Source organism: Eubacterium sp. AF16-48, assembly GCF_003479405.1.
GTDB classification, from domain to species: Bacteria; Bacillota; Clostridia; order Lachnospirales; family Lachnospiraceae; genus Eubacterium_G; species Eubacterium_G segne.
The window spans coordinates 37,182-53,762 of the sequence record NZ_QUHB01000004.1 but is presented as its reverse complement, the minus strand read 5'-3'; the positions used below and the strand labels follow the sequence as shown (position 1 = coordinate 53,762).

The 16,581-nt window shown below is 36.1% G+C and carries 15 protein-coding genes; 1 reads left to right on the top strand and 14 read right to left on the bottom strand.

The window, feature by feature from the left end:
• Positions 1 to 6: 6 nt before the first annotated feature.
• The 6 genes from DWW68_RS05890 to DWW68_RS05865 form a co-directional block, all read right to left on the bottom strand.
• The gene (locus tag DWW68_RS05890; protein WP_022088593.1) at positions 7 to 891 is read right to left on the bottom strand and encodes a HindIII family type II restriction endonuclease; all 885 of its coding nucleotides are present in this window, start codon (positions 889 to 891) and stop codon (positions 7 to 9) included.
• Positions 892 to 1,018: 127 nt separating this feature from the next.
• Positions 1,019 to 2,281: a plasmid recombination protein gene (locus DWW68_RS05885; RefSeq protein ID WP_118589744.1), complete on the bottom strand. Its 1,263-nt coding sequence runs from the start codon at positions 2,279 to 2,281 to the stop codon at positions 1,019 to 1,021.
• Positions 2,282 to 2,699: 418 nt separating this feature from the next.
• Positions 2,700 to 2,945, bottom strand: a complete 246-nt coding sequence (locus DWW68_RS05880) for a complexin-2 (RefSeq protein ID WP_118589745.1) — start codon at positions 2,943 to 2,945, stop codon at positions 2,700 to 2,702.
• Positions 2,946 to 3,198: 253 nt separating this feature from the next.
• Positions 3,199 to 4,599, bottom strand: a complete 1,401-nt coding sequence (locus tag DWW68_RS05875) for a virulence-associated E family protein (RefSeq protein WP_118589746.1) — start codon at positions 4,597 to 4,599, stop codon at positions 3,199 to 3,201.
• A 135-nt stretch (positions 4,600 to 4,734) separates the two neighbouring features.
• Entirely contained in the window at positions 4,735 to 5,787 is a 1,053-nt protein-coding gene (locus DWW68_RS05870) for a site-specific integrase (protein ID WP_118589747.1), read from the bottom strand.
• A gap of 3 nt (positions 5,788 to 5,790) precedes the next feature.
• Positions 5,791 to 5,991, bottom strand: a complete 201-nt coding sequence (locus DWW68_RS05865; protein ID WP_117900690.1) for a DNA-binding protein — start codon at positions 5,989 to 5,991, stop codon at positions 5,791 to 5,793.
• A gap of 165 nt (positions 5,992 to 6,156) precedes the next feature.
• Between DWW68_RS05865 and DWW68_RS05860 the strand changes: the two genes are divergently transcribed.
• Complete coding sequence (locus DWW68_RS05860; protein WP_022088599.1) at positions 6,157 to 6,648, top strand: helix-turn-helix transcriptional regulator; 492 nt, start codon at positions 6,157 to 6,159, stop codon at positions 6,646 to 6,648.
• Positions 6,649 to 6,827: 179 nt separating this feature from the next.
• On the opposite strand, the gene tuf is transcribed toward DWW68_RS05860, so the two are convergent.
• The 8 genes from tuf to DWW68_RS05825 form a co-directional block, all read right to left on the bottom strand.
• Positions 6,828 to 8,015: an elongation factor Tu gene (gene tuf, locus DWW68_RS05855; protein WP_021951967.1), complete on the bottom strand. Its 1,188-nt coding sequence runs from the start codon at positions 8,013 to 8,015 to the stop codon at positions 6,828 to 6,830.
• A gap of 190 nt (positions 8,016 to 8,205) precedes the next feature.
• Positions 8,206 to 10,323, bottom strand: a complete 2,118-nt coding sequence (gene fusA / locus DWW68_RS05850) for an elongation factor G (RefSeq protein ID WP_021951966.1) — start codon at positions 10,321 to 10,323, stop codon at positions 8,206 to 8,208.
• Positions 10,324 to 10,410: 87 nt separating this feature from the next.
• Positions 10,411 to 10,881 (bottom strand): 30S ribosomal protein S7, encoded by a 471-nt coding sequence (gene rpsG, locus DWW68_RS05845; RefSeq protein WP_021951965.1) that lies wholly within the window; start codon positions 10,879 to 10,881, stop codon positions 10,411 to 10,413.
• 233 nt (positions 10,882 to 11,114) lie between these two features.
• Complete coding sequence (gene rpsL, locus DWW68_RS05840) at positions 11,115 to 11,534, bottom strand: 30S ribosomal protein S12 (RefSeq protein WP_021951964.1); 420 nt, start codon at positions 11,532 to 11,534, stop codon at positions 11,115 to 11,117.
• A gap of 126 nt (positions 11,535 to 11,660) precedes the next feature.
• Positions 11,661 to 12,212, bottom strand: coding sequence for a hypothetical protein (locus tag DWW68_RS05835; protein ID WP_118589748.1), 552 nt, complete (start codon positions 12,210 to 12,212; stop codon positions 11,661 to 11,663).
• The gene (locus tag DWW68_RS05830; RefSeq protein WP_021951962.1) at positions 12,194 to 14,221 is read right to left on the bottom strand and encodes an AAA family ATPase; all 2,028 of its coding nucleotides are present in this window, start codon (positions 14,219 to 14,221) and stop codon (positions 12,194 to 12,196) included. The genes DWW68_RS05835 and DWW68_RS05830 overlap by 19 nt, the downstream gene beginning before the upstream one ends.
• Positions 14,222 to 14,233: 12 nt before the next feature.
• Positions 14,234 to 14,410 (bottom strand): hypothetical protein, encoded by a 177-nt coding sequence (locus DWW68_RS13415; RefSeq protein ID WP_021951961.1) that lies wholly within the window; start codon positions 14,408 to 14,410, stop codon positions 14,234 to 14,236.
• On the bottom strand, positions 14,403 to 16,577 hold the full coding sequence (locus DWW68_RS05825; protein WP_118589749.1) for a DEAD/DEAH box helicase family protein: 2,175 nt from the start codon (positions 16,575 to 16,577) through the stop codon (positions 14,403 to 14,405). Before DWW68_RS05825 ends, DWW68_RS13415 begins: the two co-directional genes overlap by 8 nt.
• Positions 16,578 to 16,581 lie beyond the last annotated feature (4 nt).

Sequence of the window (16,581 nt, the reverse complement as noted above, 5' to 3'; positions counted from 1 at the left end):
CTTCATCTATTCCTTGCTCTCAAGTCTCTTTATTAGTCTGTCCATTGTATCAGTCTTCTTTTTTTCTTCTTTAATCAGTAAATTAATAGCGTCTTCTCTTGACAGTTTCTCTATACTTGATATTTTATTGTTCAAAATATTTTCCTTTTCCCTTTTTGCTCTTCGTGCAACATATTTATTATATTTGCTTATTTGAGCATAAAAAAACTCTTTGTTAGTAGAAGTACGATTGCACAAATTATCACTAACCTTTTCAAAAAAATTCATTGCACGGTTATTTAAGCATGTTCGGCTTAATCTTGCATCATATGACCAAATTGGTTCTAACGAATATGTATCCGTTTCCACTATATTTCTGTCTATCAAAAATTTAAAATGCTCCCATGAAAAAAAACATGTCTTATTATTCAAAGCTTGCTCATATATTTGACTTTTTTTAGCTGGATATTGATACAGCGGGCAACACAATAATGCAAAAGTATCTGAATCACCTACCCAATTATCTCCTAACGCTCCTACTTTAAAATCTTTTTGATTTTTTGCTGTTCTTGACAATCGCATAGCTTTAGAATCTGCAACTAACGAATATCCGTGGTACTTACTTTTTGCCGAAACATCCGCACTATTTCCCCTTGCTTCTAAGACCTCTGATTCAAGCCCTACTTCTTTAAAACATCTAGCCAACACAATATCCGTCACCTTAGAATATACTTTTTCTTCAGTACTTGATGGTTTGATTGATTGAGGTATTGCCCCAATGTCTAATAAAATTTCACTTATTTCTTCTTTTTTTAATCTGTCCACATAAGCCATCAACCTTTTTGAAGCTTTTGAGAAATCTTCCGTACTATTTTTTTCTATTTCCTTTATTAACTCATCATATACCGACACAGTGCACCCCTCCTTGTAAACTAATCTTGTCTGTATTTTATCACATTTATTATGATTACTCTATATTCTTTTTATAATTACATATATGCACCGTTTAAAATATTACGGTTTTAATTATATTCAATTTTTATATATGCATTTGTATATGACCATTCTCTCTTTCCTCCTTCCCCATCTCTACAATCCTTTCATAATCTTCATCCTTGACAAATTTCCTAAAATATTCCAGTATAAACTCTGTCCCTTCCAACTCATAGATTCTTTCAGCTTTCTCATCAATCTCCTGATCCATACACTTTACTCTCCGTCTAAGATTTTCGTTTGCTTCTGCCAGTCTTTCTCTGTCTTCATTTGCCTGTCCCAGTTTCTTCTTCAATTCCATTGACTCTGCAAAGCAGCTTTTCGCCATTTTAACTATTCTCTTAAATATTCTGTTTAAACCTGCAATAAACGGCATTACAATCTTTTCTCTGTAAGATTTTGCACTCATCAGTCCTTTAGGTTCTTCCGGTCCTTTTATTACTTTATTTTCAAATTTCCGAATATCCTTTATTCCCCATTGTGCCACTGCATCTGCTTCTTTCAATTCTTTGTAAGTTTCTTCCAGCTTCTTATCGGCTCTTTGCTTTTCGGCAGTCTTTTTCAATATTTCATTATTCATAACCTCAACATTTTTTACTGCTTTTTCATATTTCTCATTTTCCTTTTTTACCTTGTACTCTACAACCGACAAATCATTATTCCGTCCTGTTTGTTTGCTTTTAAGAAACTCACCAAGCCATACGAATATTCTGTTATCCACACATTCTCTTATTTTTCCCTGCAAGACCTCTTCAAGAAATTCCTTTGTGCATACTTTTCTCTTTGACACTTGCCTTGATATTCCCTTTTTAAATCCGTCAGCTACGGGAACTGCCACCACGTGCATGTGTGGGCTTGCCTCATCATAATGTATTACTGCATTTGCCACAACAAGATTTGGTGCTTCCTTCTGTAACATATTAAGCATTTCCTTAAATGCCACATCCATCCTTCTTCGCTTGTCAGGATTCTTATCCCAGAACTCCTTGTCTCCTATCTGAAAAATAAGTTCCACTGCCATGTCCTTGTTTGACTTTGCAGTCTTTTCAAAATAATCATCAATCTTTCTGTCGTCCCTTGTCTGCTTTTTGTTATATTCCCTGACTGCTTCGTCAAACTGTTCCTTATATACTTTTTTTACATCCTGCACTAATTTATCCGTACCACATAATATTACTATGTTCTCCTTATCATAATCATTGGAGTGGTACTTTCGTAAATTATGCTTTGCCACACATGCCAGTTTCGCCTTGCTGTTAATGGCACTGTTCTTCTGGCTCAGATGGGCTGAATATGATAATCTTTCCATAATCTCACTCCTTCTCTTTTATTGTATTTACATGCGGTGACACCGCCACGTTCTCATTCTTCAAATGTCCCCCCGAGGTATATTGGAAACGTAAGTTTCTTATCAATTTGGCTCTGCCATAATTGATAACCCCCTAGCACTTTTGACAACCAAAAGTGCGGGGGCTCTGCCGAGGGCTTTATATCCTTACATTACCCTACTTATCCCACATCCGACTGTATGTGTGTATGCCTTATGTATTTATTACGCCCGGCTGTGAGACTTAACTTTACGACATTATGTCGCAAAGTACGATTATCGCCATAGCAACCTTTTCACCTACACTAACATGTAAAGCTATGGCTCAATCTTTATTTTCATTGTCTGCTCTACCACCTGCAAGTTCCACTTGCAGGTCTTTAACATTCAAGCCGGAAAATTACCAACGGAAATCCTCCGGGATTTCCTTTATATCAAGGTAATTTCTTCTTGCATTTTCTCTCTCCTCTACCGATTCGGCAGTCTTGCTTTCTGTATAAATGTTTCTCAAAATCATCTTATCCATCTTATCTTTAAGACCTGCCTTAATCAGTTCCTTTTCGTCTTTACGACCATATATAAAATACTGATATATCATTCGAAATAAATCCTCATCTATTTTTATCTGCTTAATCTTTTCAACCATACAAATCTCCTTTCCGTAAATTGAAAATGTAAATCGGCTTTAAAAAACCTTATTTTTTTAGTTTTATTTAGCCAATTTACAATTTATGATTTACAAATTTTAAAATCTCCCATAAATAAAGGGATTGTAGCCATTCAGATGTAAATTGGCTCTTTTTTTTACGTCATTTCCAATTTACAAATCCATCATTCCGATTTACAAACCACCCAATTTACATAACAAATTTACATTTTTAAAAGTAAATGACATCATATCACTTACTTTTTCCTGTCATTTCATCAGATTCAGTTTTAAGATTTTCCAATGTTTCCTGCTTAAAAGGAATGTCCTCATCCTTCTCTATTTTCTCAAAACCATTTTCCTTTTTTCTCTTCCATGCAAGCTGGGTTCCATATCCTTCCTTAATGAATCTGTGACTTTTCACCTCTTCCCACTGTTCTGCAAATTTAAGCCTCATGATGCTCGTAATCTCTCTGGATTCGTACTGTTTCGGCTTGCAGTTTTCGTGGTGCAACGCTCTCTCGTAAATCATCTGAACACATACAAACTCCTCATCCGTCATTTCAAGAAACATCTCAATGATGCCCACAAGAGTATCCTGAGGCATACATTCCTTCTGAAATTCAATGAGTTCTTTTTCCAACTCCTTATTAAATACAAGTTTAGTGTTAATGCCCTTTTTATACATATTCATTATTTCAGCCCAGCACTGTTCTATGTATGCCCTTGTTTCTTCGTCATCCTCCAACGGATGATGCAATGCCTTTTCCTTATTTACCATTACCGGTACAAATCTTCTGTTACCTGTACGGTCAAATGGCAGGAAATCAGCATTATTGGAAGAACCCACAAATATGCATTGTCTTGGTCTGTCTTCAGGATGGGTTTCATATGGTACCTTGTAAGTTTCACTCTGACGGCTTAAAAATGACTTAATGTCCTCAACACTTCTTGCATTACAGGTTGCAAGCATTTCCGCCATTTCAATAATCCAGTGTCCCTGAATCTTACGAAACACGTTGTCATCATCAAGTTTTCTTAAGTCATCCGAAAACCACTCATTTTCCATTGCAAGAAGTCTTAGAAAACTTGACTTTCCTGCACCCTGCCCGCCTACCAGACAAACCATATATTCAAACTTACAACCGGGATTGTAAACTCTATGTACTGCTCCCATCATCATTATTCTTGTTGCTTCAAATATGTAATTACTTTCATCTGTTCCAAGGTATCTCGGTAGCAGATACCTAAGCCTTGAGTTTCCATCCCACTCCAGACTTTCTAGTTTGTCTATAATGGGATGATAATGGTTGTTGTTGCCTACAATGTCAATTGCACGTTTAATGTTTTTATCTCTTGTAATTCCGTAAAACTTTTCCATTCTAAGCATTATGTTGTTAAAATCCGTATCGGTAAATGTCTTTGAACGCCTTCTCCAATCCATCTTCTTAACAATGTCTGTCTTACAGGAAAGTTCATTACGCCTTATTGCATCCTTTAACATTGGGTCATTATTTAAAACCTCAATTACATTTTCAATGGTTTGTCTCGGACTTCCATCAGGACGTTTTTTAAGGCTATCCCTTATAGCCGCTATTTCTTTATTATCTGTGTCCTCCACATTGGAGGATCTATTTATTGTATTGTCATTCATCTTTTTGTTTTCCTCCTATCAAACAAATTCTTCTTGTTAGTGGAAGAAACTCTTGCTATAATTCAATTGTCAGTTAAATGTAGCAAGGGAATCTTCCCGGTTACAACCAGCCCTTGGCTTTATGCCTTGGGCTTTTTAATTATGGTTATTGTCAATTAAATCCGCAACGCTTCTTGCTTTGTTAGGATATAAATGACCATAAGTATTTAACGTAATTCTTATATCCTTATGTCCCAGCCTTTCCTTAATAAGTAATGGTTCTACACCTTTATCAATAAGATAAGCAACGTGACTATGTCGCAAATCGTGAACTCTTATTTTCTTAACATTAGCCTTTTCGATTTGTCTTCTCATTTTGTTTTGTAATGCACGACATCCTATAGGAAATAACCTTATATTTTCAGGTAATCCATATTGTCTATCACACCATTCTTTTATTTCTTCTTTAAGAAAAATTGGGATTTCAACAACTCTTACTGACTGCTCTGTTTTAGGTGTAGTAATAATATCTTTACCATTTGCTCTATAGTAAGTTTTTGTGATACTGATTCTGTTGTTATAAAAATCAATATCCGACTTAGATAAAGCCAGCAGTTCTCCTTCTCTTATTCCTGTCCAAAATAAGATTTCAAACATTATGTAATATCTGTCTGACTTATCAACCGTACTTATAAACTGCTTGTACTCATCTACTGTCCAGAACGTTAAGCTGCGCTTATCATCTTTTCCCATTCTCTTTACTTTTTTACATGGATTATTAGCCAAATCATATATTTTCGTTGCATGTGTAAATAAAGCCGTTAACTGATTTTGAATCATTCTCATATATGATTCTGACAGATTTTTCTTATAGATTTCATTCTGCCATGCTATAATCTGTGCAGGTTTTATGTCTGACATTTTCATATCTCCAAAATATGGTATAAGATAACTGTCAATCATATATCTCTTATTTTGCTTTGTTCTTGATTTAAGCTCATTTTCCTTATCCTGAAAATACTGCTCCACAAATACTTTCATACTCATTTGAAGATTTCCCTGCTTCTTTAGATTTCTGTCACATTCATATTTTTTTGCTTCTCTTTGTGTCTTAAATCCACGTTTTTTCTTCTGTTTATTCACACCATAAACATTAGGTTCATACCATTGTGCAACCCATTTTCCTGTTTCTTTGTCTTTAAATGCCATCGCTTAGTTCTCCTTTTCTGATTCTTTTAATCCAAATAATTTCTGCTCCAAATAGGCTTTCGGAATTTTTCCTGCAACTACAAGATATCCGCCTTTAGCAAGTTCTTTATTTAAATCTCTTATAACTCTATATGCATGACTGTTAGAACAATGTAGTAACATTCCAACATCATTTACATCTAATAAATACTTTTCATATATCATACGCTCATCTCCTTTCTGTATACGTTTTTCGTACGGTCGTGTCCATATTATAATGTACGAACTTCGTACTGTCAAGTGTTTTTCGTAATTATTTTTATTTGTAGTGTACTTTTTTCGTACGCTGTGTTATACTATATAAAAATTTAGAAAGGTTGGTACCTGCAAATGGGTGATGGAAAAAACCTAAAAAAAATCCTTGATGAACAGGAAAAAAGTGTAAGATGGCTGGCAAAAGAAACCACAATCAGCCCTACAACACTTTATTCTATTATTCAAAAAGACACTGCTATCAGATTTGACTTTGCACTTAGAATAGCCAATGTCCTTAATGTTGAAGTTTCTGACATATGTTCCGATTCAGCCCTCAAAGCTGAAAACTGGTCCGATGAAAGCAAGATTATATTACCTGAGCTTCCACATGGATTTGATAAAGTTCTGGACGGAAACAGAATCAAAACTTATTTAAAGAATTCTCTTTATCCATTAATGGAATTGTTTGGAAAACAAAGTATGCCTAAATTAGATGAACATTTAACTAATTATTATCAGCTAACCGATGAAGGCAGACGTGATGTAGATAGTTTTATTGAAGCTCAACTTCAAATCAAAAAAGATCCAAAAAGAGCTGCAGATGTAAAGAAAATTACAAGATGGTAAGTATGAACTCCGAGTAAATTCGGAGTTCTTTTTTGTTTGCAACAAGTCCTCTTTCTTACTTTTAGGTGAATTTTGACGACACTTATGACGACACTTTTACAAAAAATCTTTCAAAAGCACGAAAAAAAGGCATCCCCGAAAATTTCGGGAATGCCTATAAATACTAGCTTTATACTATATTACTCAATAATAGTTGCTACTTTACCTGAACCTACTGTTCTACCACCTTCACGGATAGCGAATCCAAGACCCTGCTCCATAGCGATTGGGTGAATAAGTTCAACTGTGATTTCTACGTTATCACCAGGCATACACATTTCTACACCTGCTGGTAAGTTACAAACACCAGTTACGTCAGTTGTTCTGAAGTAGAACTGTGGTCTGTAGTTATTGAAGAAAGGAGTATGACGTCCACCTTCATCCTTTGTTAATACGTAAACCTGAGCTGTAAACTTCTTATGGCATGTTACTGTACCAGGTTTAGCAAGAACCTGACCTCTTTCGATCTGGTCTCTGTTGATACCTCTTAAAAGAGCACCGATGTTATCACCAGCCTGAGCTTCATCAAGAAGCTTTCTGAACATTTCGATACCTGTGATAACTGTCTTCTGTGTTTCTTCCTTAACACCGATGATTTCAACTTCATCATTTAAGTGAAGTGTTCCTCTTTCTACTCTACCTGTAGCAACTGTACCACGACCTGTGATTGTGAATACGTCTTCTACTGGCATTAAGAAAGGCTTATCTGTATCTCTTTCTGGATCTGGGAAGTAATCATCAACAGTATCCATAAGTTCCATGATCTTGTCGCCCCATTCTGAAGCTGGATCTTCAAGAGCCTTAAGAGCTGAACCCTTAATGATTGGTGAACCATCAAATCCATATTCATCAAGGATTTCTGTAACGTCCATTTCTACTAATTCTAATAACTCTTCGTCATCAACCATATCGCACTTGTTTAAGAAAACAACGATCTTTGGAACACCTACCTGACGTGAAAGTAAGATGTGCTCTTTTGTCTGAGCCATAACACCGTCAGTAGCAGCAACAACGAGGATAGCACCGTCCATCTGAGCAGCACCTGTGATCATGTTCTTAACGTAGTCAGCATGACCTGGGCAGTCAACGTGTGCGTAATGTCTCTTCTTTGTTTCATATTCAACGTGAGCTGTAGAGATTGTGATACCTCTTTCTCTTTCTTCTGGAGCCTTATCGATGTTCTCGAAATCTGTAGCTTCATTTCCTTCAACTCTTTCTGCAAGTACCTTAGTAATAGCAGCTGTTAAAGTTGTTTTGCCGTGATCGACATGTCCGATTGTACCAATATTACAATGTGGTTTTGTTCTTTCAAACTTAGCTTTTGCCATTTTAGTAATCCTCCTAAATTAATATATAAATTATTTTTGTTTGACCTTAATTGGCCAATTCACAAGGCTATCCCCATTATATTTTATAATGGAGATATTTTCAAGCCTTTTAAATATATAATCTCGAAAATTTTGTATCTAGCCTAAGCATTGCTTTGCTATATTCAATTTTCTGCTGTTATATTTTGAATTATTTTGCTCTGCTAGAAGCAACCTTCTCCTGAACAGACTTTGGAGCTGCCTGATATCTTTCAAAGAACATTGAATAGTTACCACGTCCCTGAGTTGCTGAACGAAGTTCTGTTGAGTAACCGAACATTTCTGCTAATGGAACGAATGCTCTAACAATCTTTCCACCACCAATATCGTCCATACCTTCAATCTGTCCACGCTTTGAGTTCAAGCTTCCGATAACATCACCCATGTATTCTTCAGGCATTGTTACTTCAACCTTCATGATAGGCTCAAGTAATACAGGGTCCGCCTTCTGCATAGCTTCCTTAAATGCCATAGAACCGGCAATGTGGAATGCCATTTCTGAAGAATCGACTTCATGGTATGATCCATCATATACTGTAGCATGTACACCAAGTACAGGGAATCCTGCGATAATACCTGACTGCGCAGCTTCTTCGATACCTTCTCCAACAGCCGGGATGTATTCCTTAGGAATATTACCACCAACTACTGTAGACTCAAACTTGAATGTTTCTTCACCGTTTGGATCCATAGGCTCAAATTTAACTTTACAGTGACCGTACTGTCCACGTCCACCTGACTGCTTAGCATATTTACTATCAATATCAACAGGCTTTGTAAATGTTTCCTTGTATGCAACCTGAGGTGCACCAACGTTAGCTTCTACCTTAAATTCACGAAGAAGACGATCTACGATAACGTCTAAGTGAAGTTCACCCATACCTGCGATAATTGTCTGACCTGTTTCAGGATCAGTATGAGCACGGAATGTTGGATCTTCTTCAGCCAACTTAGATAAAGCTTCACCCATCTTACCCTGATCATTCTTTGTCTTAGGCTCAATAGCAAGCTCGATAACCGGCTCTGGGAATTCCATTGATTCAAGGATAACAGGATACTTTTCATCACAGATTGTATCACCTGTTGTTGTTACCTTGAAGCCAACAGCTGCTGCGATGTCACCTGAATATACTTTATCAATTTCTGTACGTTTGTTAGCATGCATCTGTACAATACGTCCAACACGCTCTTTTTTATTCTTAGTTGCATTTAATACATATGAACCTGAGTTCATTGTACCAGAGTAAACTCTGAAGAATGCCAACTTACCAACAAATGGGTCAGTCATAATCTTAAATGCTAAAGCTGAAAATGGTTCATCATCTGATGAATGACGAACTACTTCGTTACCATCTTCATCAACACCTGTGATGTCAGGAATGTCTGTTGGAGCCGGCATATATTCAATAACACCGTCTAACATCTTCTGAACACCCTTGTTCTTGTAAGCTGATCCAAGGAATACTGGAACTGCTTCACAAGCTATTGTACCTTTTCTAAGAGCTTTCTTCATATCATCAACTGATGGTTCTTCTCCTTCAAGGTACTGCATCATAAGGTCATCATCTAATTCACATACCTTTTCAACAAGGTTCTCGTGCCATTCATCAGCAAGATCCTTTAAGTCATCAGGTATAGCTGTAATTTCGATATCTTCGCCCTTATCATCTTTGTAATAATATGCTTCCATTTCAAACAAATCGATTAATCCGATGAAGTCATCTTCTTTACCGATTGGGATCTGTACAGGAATAGCATTCTTTCCTAAACGATCAATGATTGTCTGAACTGAATAAAAGAAATCTGCACCCATTTTATCCATCTTATTGATGAACGCCATACGAGGTACATTGTATGTGTCAGCCTGACGCCATACATTTTCTGACTGTGGTTCAACACCGGCCTTAGCATCAAATACACCTACAGCACCATCTAATACACGAAGTGAACGTTCAACTTCAACTGTGAAGTCAACGTGACCCGGTGTATCAATGATGTTGATACGATGCTCTAATGCACCAGCCTTTGGCTTATGATGATCTTCCAATGTCCAATGACATGTTGTAGCAGCTGAAGTAATTGTGATACCTCTTTCCTGTTCCTGCTCCATCCAGTCCATTGTAGAAGCTCCATCATGAGTTTCACCAATTTTATAGTTTACACCGGTATAATATAAGATACGTTCTGTTAATGTAGTCTTACCTGCATCGATATGAGCCATAATACCAATGTTTCTTGTTCTATCCAGTGGATATTCTCTTCCAGCCAAGGTTTTTTCCTCCTATTTTTAGTCTATTAGGCAATTGCCTTATATGTCATGCAATGCTGCATATTCTCAATAAATAATTGAACTTTATTAGAAACGATAATGTGCAAAAGCCTTGTTTGCCTCAGCCATCTTATGCATATCTTCACGTTTCTTAACTGATGAACCAGTGTTATTAGCTGCGTCCATAATTTCGTTAGCTAATCTGTCCACCATTGTCTTTTCACTTCTCTGACGAGAATATAAAGTAATCCAACGAAGACCTAAAGCCTGTCTTCTTTCCGGTCTTACTTCAATAGGTACCTGATATGTGGCACCACCGATACGTCTAGCCTTAACCTCAAGTGCTGGCATAACGTTGTTCATAGCTTCTTCAAATACTTCGATAGCATCTTTTCCTGTCTGATCTGCAATCTTTTCGAATGCTCCGTATACGATTTTCTGAGCTACACCTTTCTTACCATCTAACATAATGTTGTTGATAAGTTTTGTAACTACGATGCTGTTGTACATTGGATCTGCTAATACTTCTCTCTTCTGAGCATGTCCCTTACGTGGCATTGTTGCTTCCCTCCTTAATCAATTTTTCCAGAATTTCCAAAAATATTCTTTATTTGAAATTCTTGTTTTGCATAATATCAAAGATATATGCGATTAGATCATAGGTACTCACTTAGATTGTGTCTTGCTCACGGCTTTAGACTCTATATCTACATAACTCTAATAACCGTTACACATTCATTCAACCTGTGACTGACTTATAAAAGTCATTCCTACTATTCGTAATGTGCTTATTACTTACCTGCTTTAGGTCTCTTAGCACCATACTTAGAACGTGCCTGGCGTCTGTTTGCAACACCTGCAGTATCAAGAGTACCTCTAATGATATGATATCTTGTACCTGGTAAGTCTTTTACTCTACCACCACGGATAAGAACAACGCTATGCTCCTGAAGGTTGTGACCTTCACCTGGGATGTAGCTTGTTACTTCGATACCATTAGAAAGACGAACTCTGGCAATTTTTCTAAGAGCTGAGTTTGGTTTCTTAGGTGTAGCTGTCTTAACTGCTGTACAAACACCACGCTTCTGTGGAGAAGCTGTGTCGTTCATCTTCTTATTCAAAGAGTTGTAGCTCTTTAATAAAGCTGGAGCAGTAGACTTCTTAACTGCTGTCTGACGTCCTTTTCTTACTAACTGGTTAAATGTAGGCATTCCTATTTCACCTCCTGTTATTAGAATTACGTGTTAATCTGTTACACTTACATACAAAAAGGCACACTGTCCCCTTTACGCATGCCCTACTATTATATTCTCTAAAAAAATAAAAGTCAACAGTTTTTATATATTCCGTCCCCCGCTAATTTCACGTTTAAGTTTCTCCTCATAGGATACACCTGAATCATCTAACTCATCCTTAAACTTTTTAGCATAATCTATACTGTTTCTAATATAATCCCGTCTGTTTGTGGCACCTGATTTTAAATCATCATATAATTTTTCAATACCGCCTCTGGCATAGGCATTAAACCTTTCTAAGCACTCCTTTGTTTCCTCTGCTTTTCCATCATCAGTGTCATATCTGAAGGCTCTGTTTATACATTCTTTTTCATCTGACTTTGCTCCGTCTAATAATGTAATCAGTCTATATAAAAACATACAGTCCTGCTTATGCTTAGATACCGCATCAGCATATATTTTACCGGTATCCTGAATTGAATTATCCCTTGGAGCCTTAACATTATAAAGATATCCTACAACAGCACCGCAAAGATACACATCAATATACTTGTCAAATATTTTAGCATCATTTACCAAAAATTTGACGTAGGCAGAATGTTTTCCCCTTAAAAGAACGTCACCTTCAAATAGTCTTATTCTGTTATCTGACATTTCGTATCCTCCTTGATTATCTCTGAATATGTATCACTATGTTTCTCCAGTACGTAGCTTTTTGCGACTTTTCCTTCTATAACTTCCTTTGCATAACGCCAGTCCTTTTCCATTACAAACATTATTACCTGCTCTGCAACTCCCGGTAATTCCCTGGCAATATTTTTTATGTGAATTTCGTCAGCATTAGAGAAAGGTGCATCAAGTATCAATGGATATGATTCCCCTTTCATCTCCTTATCTCCAATTTGAATTTTCTGCTCTTTTGCCAAATCCACCAGTCCTGCAATGAAGGCAAAGTTTTTAACCCTTATAAGACCTTCAGATTCACCGGAAGTAACCAGTTCGTCTGAGCCTTCTGCCTTTGTATACAAGGTTGTCCTGTATTTGTCATCAATTTTTAACACACGGGTTCCACTATACATTCTGCTAAATATCTCATTTACCTTATTTTCAAGTTTCTCCCTTATTTGCATTTCCTCACTAATATAATAATCATCAAACCATTCTTTAATTGCTTCGGCATATGCCATATATCTGTTTATCTCTTTGTTCTTTTCATTTCTGGCAACAGATATATTAATTATTTTTTTAGCATGATCTCTCTGCTCTTTATTTTTTGAGATTGTGGATATACAGTTATCTCTTTTTTCAGCTAAATCCTTTAATTTATTTTTAGTCTTATTTAATCTAAACTGGTATTTTCCTGCATCTTCTTTACCTGCAATTTCTTTTTCAATTTGCTTAACTCTGTCATTTGCTTCATTTATTCTTTCCGTAATATCAATCATTCTTTTTATTTTGCTTTGTAAAGACATATAAAAACCGTCGTCTCTGTTTTGTCTGTTAAACAAATTAATTTCTTTCTTAAAATTTGCCACGGTAGTTCCTATTGATTCCGGCGGAACATATTTTAACTGCTCCATTAAATGAATATATGCTTCATTGCCATTTTCGACTTTAGTTCCGCATATGCATCTTCCATTTTTAATAATCTCCTTTATGGAATCAGCAGTTATATCTCTTATTCCCTTATCTTCTATGTCAGCGTCCTCTAAAACTTCTTTGGCCTTTTTATATAACGGCTGTGCCATAAAGAAAACAAACCTGTCACTAAACAGTTTCACATAGGCATCACATTCGCTTTCTAATTCATTGTCATCCAAAATTCTTCTCTGTTCTAACTGTTCCTTTTCTTTCTGAAGCTTTGTTGCATCTGCTAACGATCTTATTTTATCTTCTAATTCCTCCTTAATCTGTTGATATTTTTTCATCTCATCTTCAGTATTGTTTTTTACTTCTTCATATTTAGTTATTTCTTCCTCCGCTCTTTGAACCTCTTTAATGTATCTTTGTTCCTTTTCCGTACCTAAGTGCGTCCCTAAATCATTGTAAAATCCACCAATAACCGTAGTTTTTGATTCTACTTTTCCCAGGTGTTTTCTGGCATTTCCCATGGCATTTAAGCCTAAAAGACCCTTTACTGCCTCAGACAAATCCTTTCTCTCTGCCACATTTTGAACCCGCTCAGTGTCAAATAGAAAATATCCTGATAATTCCTGCGGCATGATTTTGTTTATTATCTCTTTCCTGCTATCATCTTTTTCGACAGGATCGGTTCCTCCGGTGCTTAAATTCTTTGCAGACATTGTCAGCATAGGCATTAATCCCGTAACTTTTCCTTCTATCTTTTTATATGCCTGCTTTCGTGTTATGGTATACTCAGTATTCTGGTGCTGTAATACTATCTCTACCATAACCTGGTCTAAATCCCCATTATACATATTCATTGCCACATCAAGATTTAAAAGCATGTCCGGATTATCCTGCCGTCTAAACATTACTTTATTGTAAAGGCACCAGTTAAACATTTGAAGCAATGTAGTTTTTCCAAATGTATTATTTCCTAAAATAATTGTTACATTGTTGTCCTTATCACAGGAAAAATCTATTTTGTTTTCCCCTTTAAATTGTCTGAAATTCTTGTACTTTAATGATTTTATAAGCATAAATTGTTCCCCCTAAAAATTTTTATCTGACAAAGCATCAATTATAATTTTTCTGATAGCGTCAACCATGCCACTGTCGGTTTTCTGTTTTGTCTTTAAATTATCTTCTTCTAATTTGTAAATATCGTACTTTATTTTCCAAAGTATCTCTTCATCTAACTGTGTTTCCTCCTGTAATTTCTCACTCATAAAACTCCTCCTCATCTAAATAGTTTATTTGGTATTTATCCATTAGTTCATATATAATCTCATCCGCTTCACTGGAATTTTCAGCTAATGCGGCAAAATCCTTCATTCTTTCAATTTCTCTTTTTACCAGAGACGCTGACATTTTTACAATTGATTCGTTGTAGGAATCCACCCTATCTAATGGGATAGGTGACATTATAAAATCATATATATCTGCATACTTCTTTCCGGGACATTTTCTCAGTACCCTTCCCCTTCTCTGTATATATTCTTTGGGATTTGTACTGCTTGCCAAAATAAACGCCTTTCTGATACTTGGTATGTTTACACCTTCATCTAAACATCTTATGGCAATTAATACCTGAATGCTCTCTCCCTCATCAAACTCTCTCTTTAAAATTTCACGTTTTTGTGCATCCTCCTCAGAGGTAAACTTCGCCACCTTCATATTAAGCTCAAGGCCTAAACGTTTCATTACAATGTCAATCTGTCTTTTTTCTTCTTCAAGAGGCTTTCCCTCTTTGTAGTCTATATCTTTCATGGTAGTAGCTCCGCAATATACCAATATATGATTTTCCTCCATATAGTCTTTCATTTCATCTACTAATGCATCAACCTTCTGCCTTGCTGCTGCCACTAATCTTGCCCGCTTTATTAAAAGCATTTTTGCCTGGTCACTTATTTCCTTCTTTTTGTTCCCTAAAATTAATTTTCCTATCTTCTTTGTCAGTTCCAGATAATCATTTAATTCTTCCGATTCAAAAGAAACCACCACAGGATGGTAGTAATATCTCACCAGCATATCATTTTCTATTGCATCCTTTAGGGAATACTCAATACATTTATTTTTAAAATAATTAAATAACTTTTCCGTGCCTGCACTGTCTCCGTGCCTTTCTAATGTTGCAGACAAAGCCAATCTGTATGGTATCTTTTCATCAAGGCACTTACTTAACTTCTCTGCTCCAAAATTGTGTGCCTCATCTACCAGTAATAAGGCCTTATCCTTTACATCTTCTATTATGTTTTGAACCTTTTTTGATGAATAGGTTGCATTGGTGAAAATCCCACACATATAGTCCGATGCACCAAATTCTAATGCCATACATGCATCCTTTAACCTGGATGCCCAATGCTTTTGAGGTGAAGCACTGTGACATATAACCGGCTTTATATTAAAGCTTTCTATATCCTCTACCCACTGACTTACTAAATGCTGATAAGGACACACTATAAATATAGCAAGTCCTTTTCTTACATGTTGGTATAGTCTTACAACTGCCGATAATCCTGTCAGGGTTTTACCTGTTCCTGTTGCCATATCAAATATTCCTATGTAATTATTTATCTCCCATTGCTGTATGGCACTTTTCTGATAATCTCTTATGCTAAACCATTCAGGAAAAGCCGGCCCTTCTTTTAGTTCTTTTCTCCCGTTATTTTCTGACTGATTCCAGTCTTCTTTTCTGTCTAAACTTAAATCTATTTCACTGCTTTTTCGATATTCAAAAAGTTTCTCCCTTGAAGCCTCCGGAAAATCCATTATACGTATGTGAGGTTCATAGTCATTCCACATTGCATCAAAGTTAACCTTTTTATTCATTACCCGCTGTCTTTCCGATTCCCCCTCCCATGATTTATAAACATCAATATTTTCCATATTGTATGAAAACGCCGTGGTACTTTCATTCATAGAACCACTAAATGCTACAATATTTTCCTCATAGTCATATAGCAGTCCCATTTTTTCATGATACATTCCAATACCTGCTTCATTCTCCACAACTGCTATTTTTATTTCAAGAACATTTGCAGCTACCAGATTAGCCAGTAAATCAAGCCTTCTTTCCTCATATTCGTTTTCCGGTTCCAAAATAGCTTTATTAATGCTGTTTGTAATAACACTTTTCCGTTGCTGTAGCCCTTTCTCTATTGCCTCTACGTCTTCCCCGGATAATTTAGGAGAAGCAATCAACCGGATTTTTCCTCCGTTTTCTACCAGACCTGATATGCCCTTTGATATTTCAATTAATGCTGTGGATGAAAAAAATCCCACTGCCCTTTCATATAATTTTGCCTTACTTAATAAAGGATAATAAAAATCTTCCACCATATTATCATTAAAAGAACGGTATTCCTGTTTTATTTCTATATCTTTAAAGCTCATAAAA

Bases quoted from the DNA above. Each gene is read 5' to 3' on its own strand.
- DWW68_RS13415 (WP_021951961.1), bottom strand. From the start codon at position 14,410: ATGAGTGAGAAATTACAGGAGGAAACACAGTTAGATGAAGAGATACTT.
- DWW68_RS05830 (WP_021951962.1), bottom strand. From the start codon at position 14,221: ATGCTTATAAAATCATTAAAGTACAAGAATTTCAGACAATTTAAAGGG.
- DWW68_RS05880 (WP_118589745.1), bottom strand. From the start codon at position 2,945: ATGGTTGAAAAGATTAAGCAGATAAAAATAGATGAGGATTTATTTCGA.
- DWW68_RS05885 (WP_118589744.1), bottom strand. From the start codon at position 2,281: ATGGAAAGATTATCATATTCAGCCCATCTGAGCCAGAAGAACAGTGCC.
- DWW68_RS05870 (WP_118589747.1), bottom strand. From the start codon at position 5,787: ATGGCATTTAAAGACAAAGAAACAGGAAAATGGGTTGCACAATGGTAT.
- rpsG (WP_021951965.1), bottom strand. From the start codon at position 10,881: ATGCCACGTAAGGGACATGCTCAGAAGAGAGAAGTATTAGCAGATCCA.
- rpsL (WP_021951964.1), bottom strand. From the start codon at position 11,534: ATGCCTACATTTAACCAGTTAGTAAGAAAAGGACGTCAGACAGCAGTT.
- DWW68_RS05865 (WP_117900690.1), bottom strand. From the start codon at position 5,991: ATGATATATGAAAAGTATTTATTAGATGTAAATGATGTTGGAATGTTA.
- DWW68_RS05825 (WP_118589749.1), bottom strand. From the start codon at position 16,577: ATGAGCTTTAAAGATATAGAAATAAAACAGGAATACCGTTCTTTTAAT.
- DWW68_RS05875 (WP_118589746.1), bottom strand. From the start codon at position 4,599: ATGAATGACAATACAATAAATAGATCCTCCAATGTGGAGGACACAGAT.
- DWW68_RS05835 (WP_118589748.1), bottom strand. From the start codon at position 12,212: ATGTCAGATAACAGAATAAGACTATTTGAAGGTGACGTTCTTTTAAGG.
- tuf (WP_021951967.1), bottom strand. From the start codon at position 8,015: ATGGCAAAAGCTAAGTTTGAAAGAACAAAACCACATTGTAATATTGGT.
- DWW68_RS05860 (WP_022088599.1), top strand. From the start codon at position 6,157: ATGGGTGATGGAAAAAACCTAAAAAAAATCCTTGATGAACAGGAAAAA.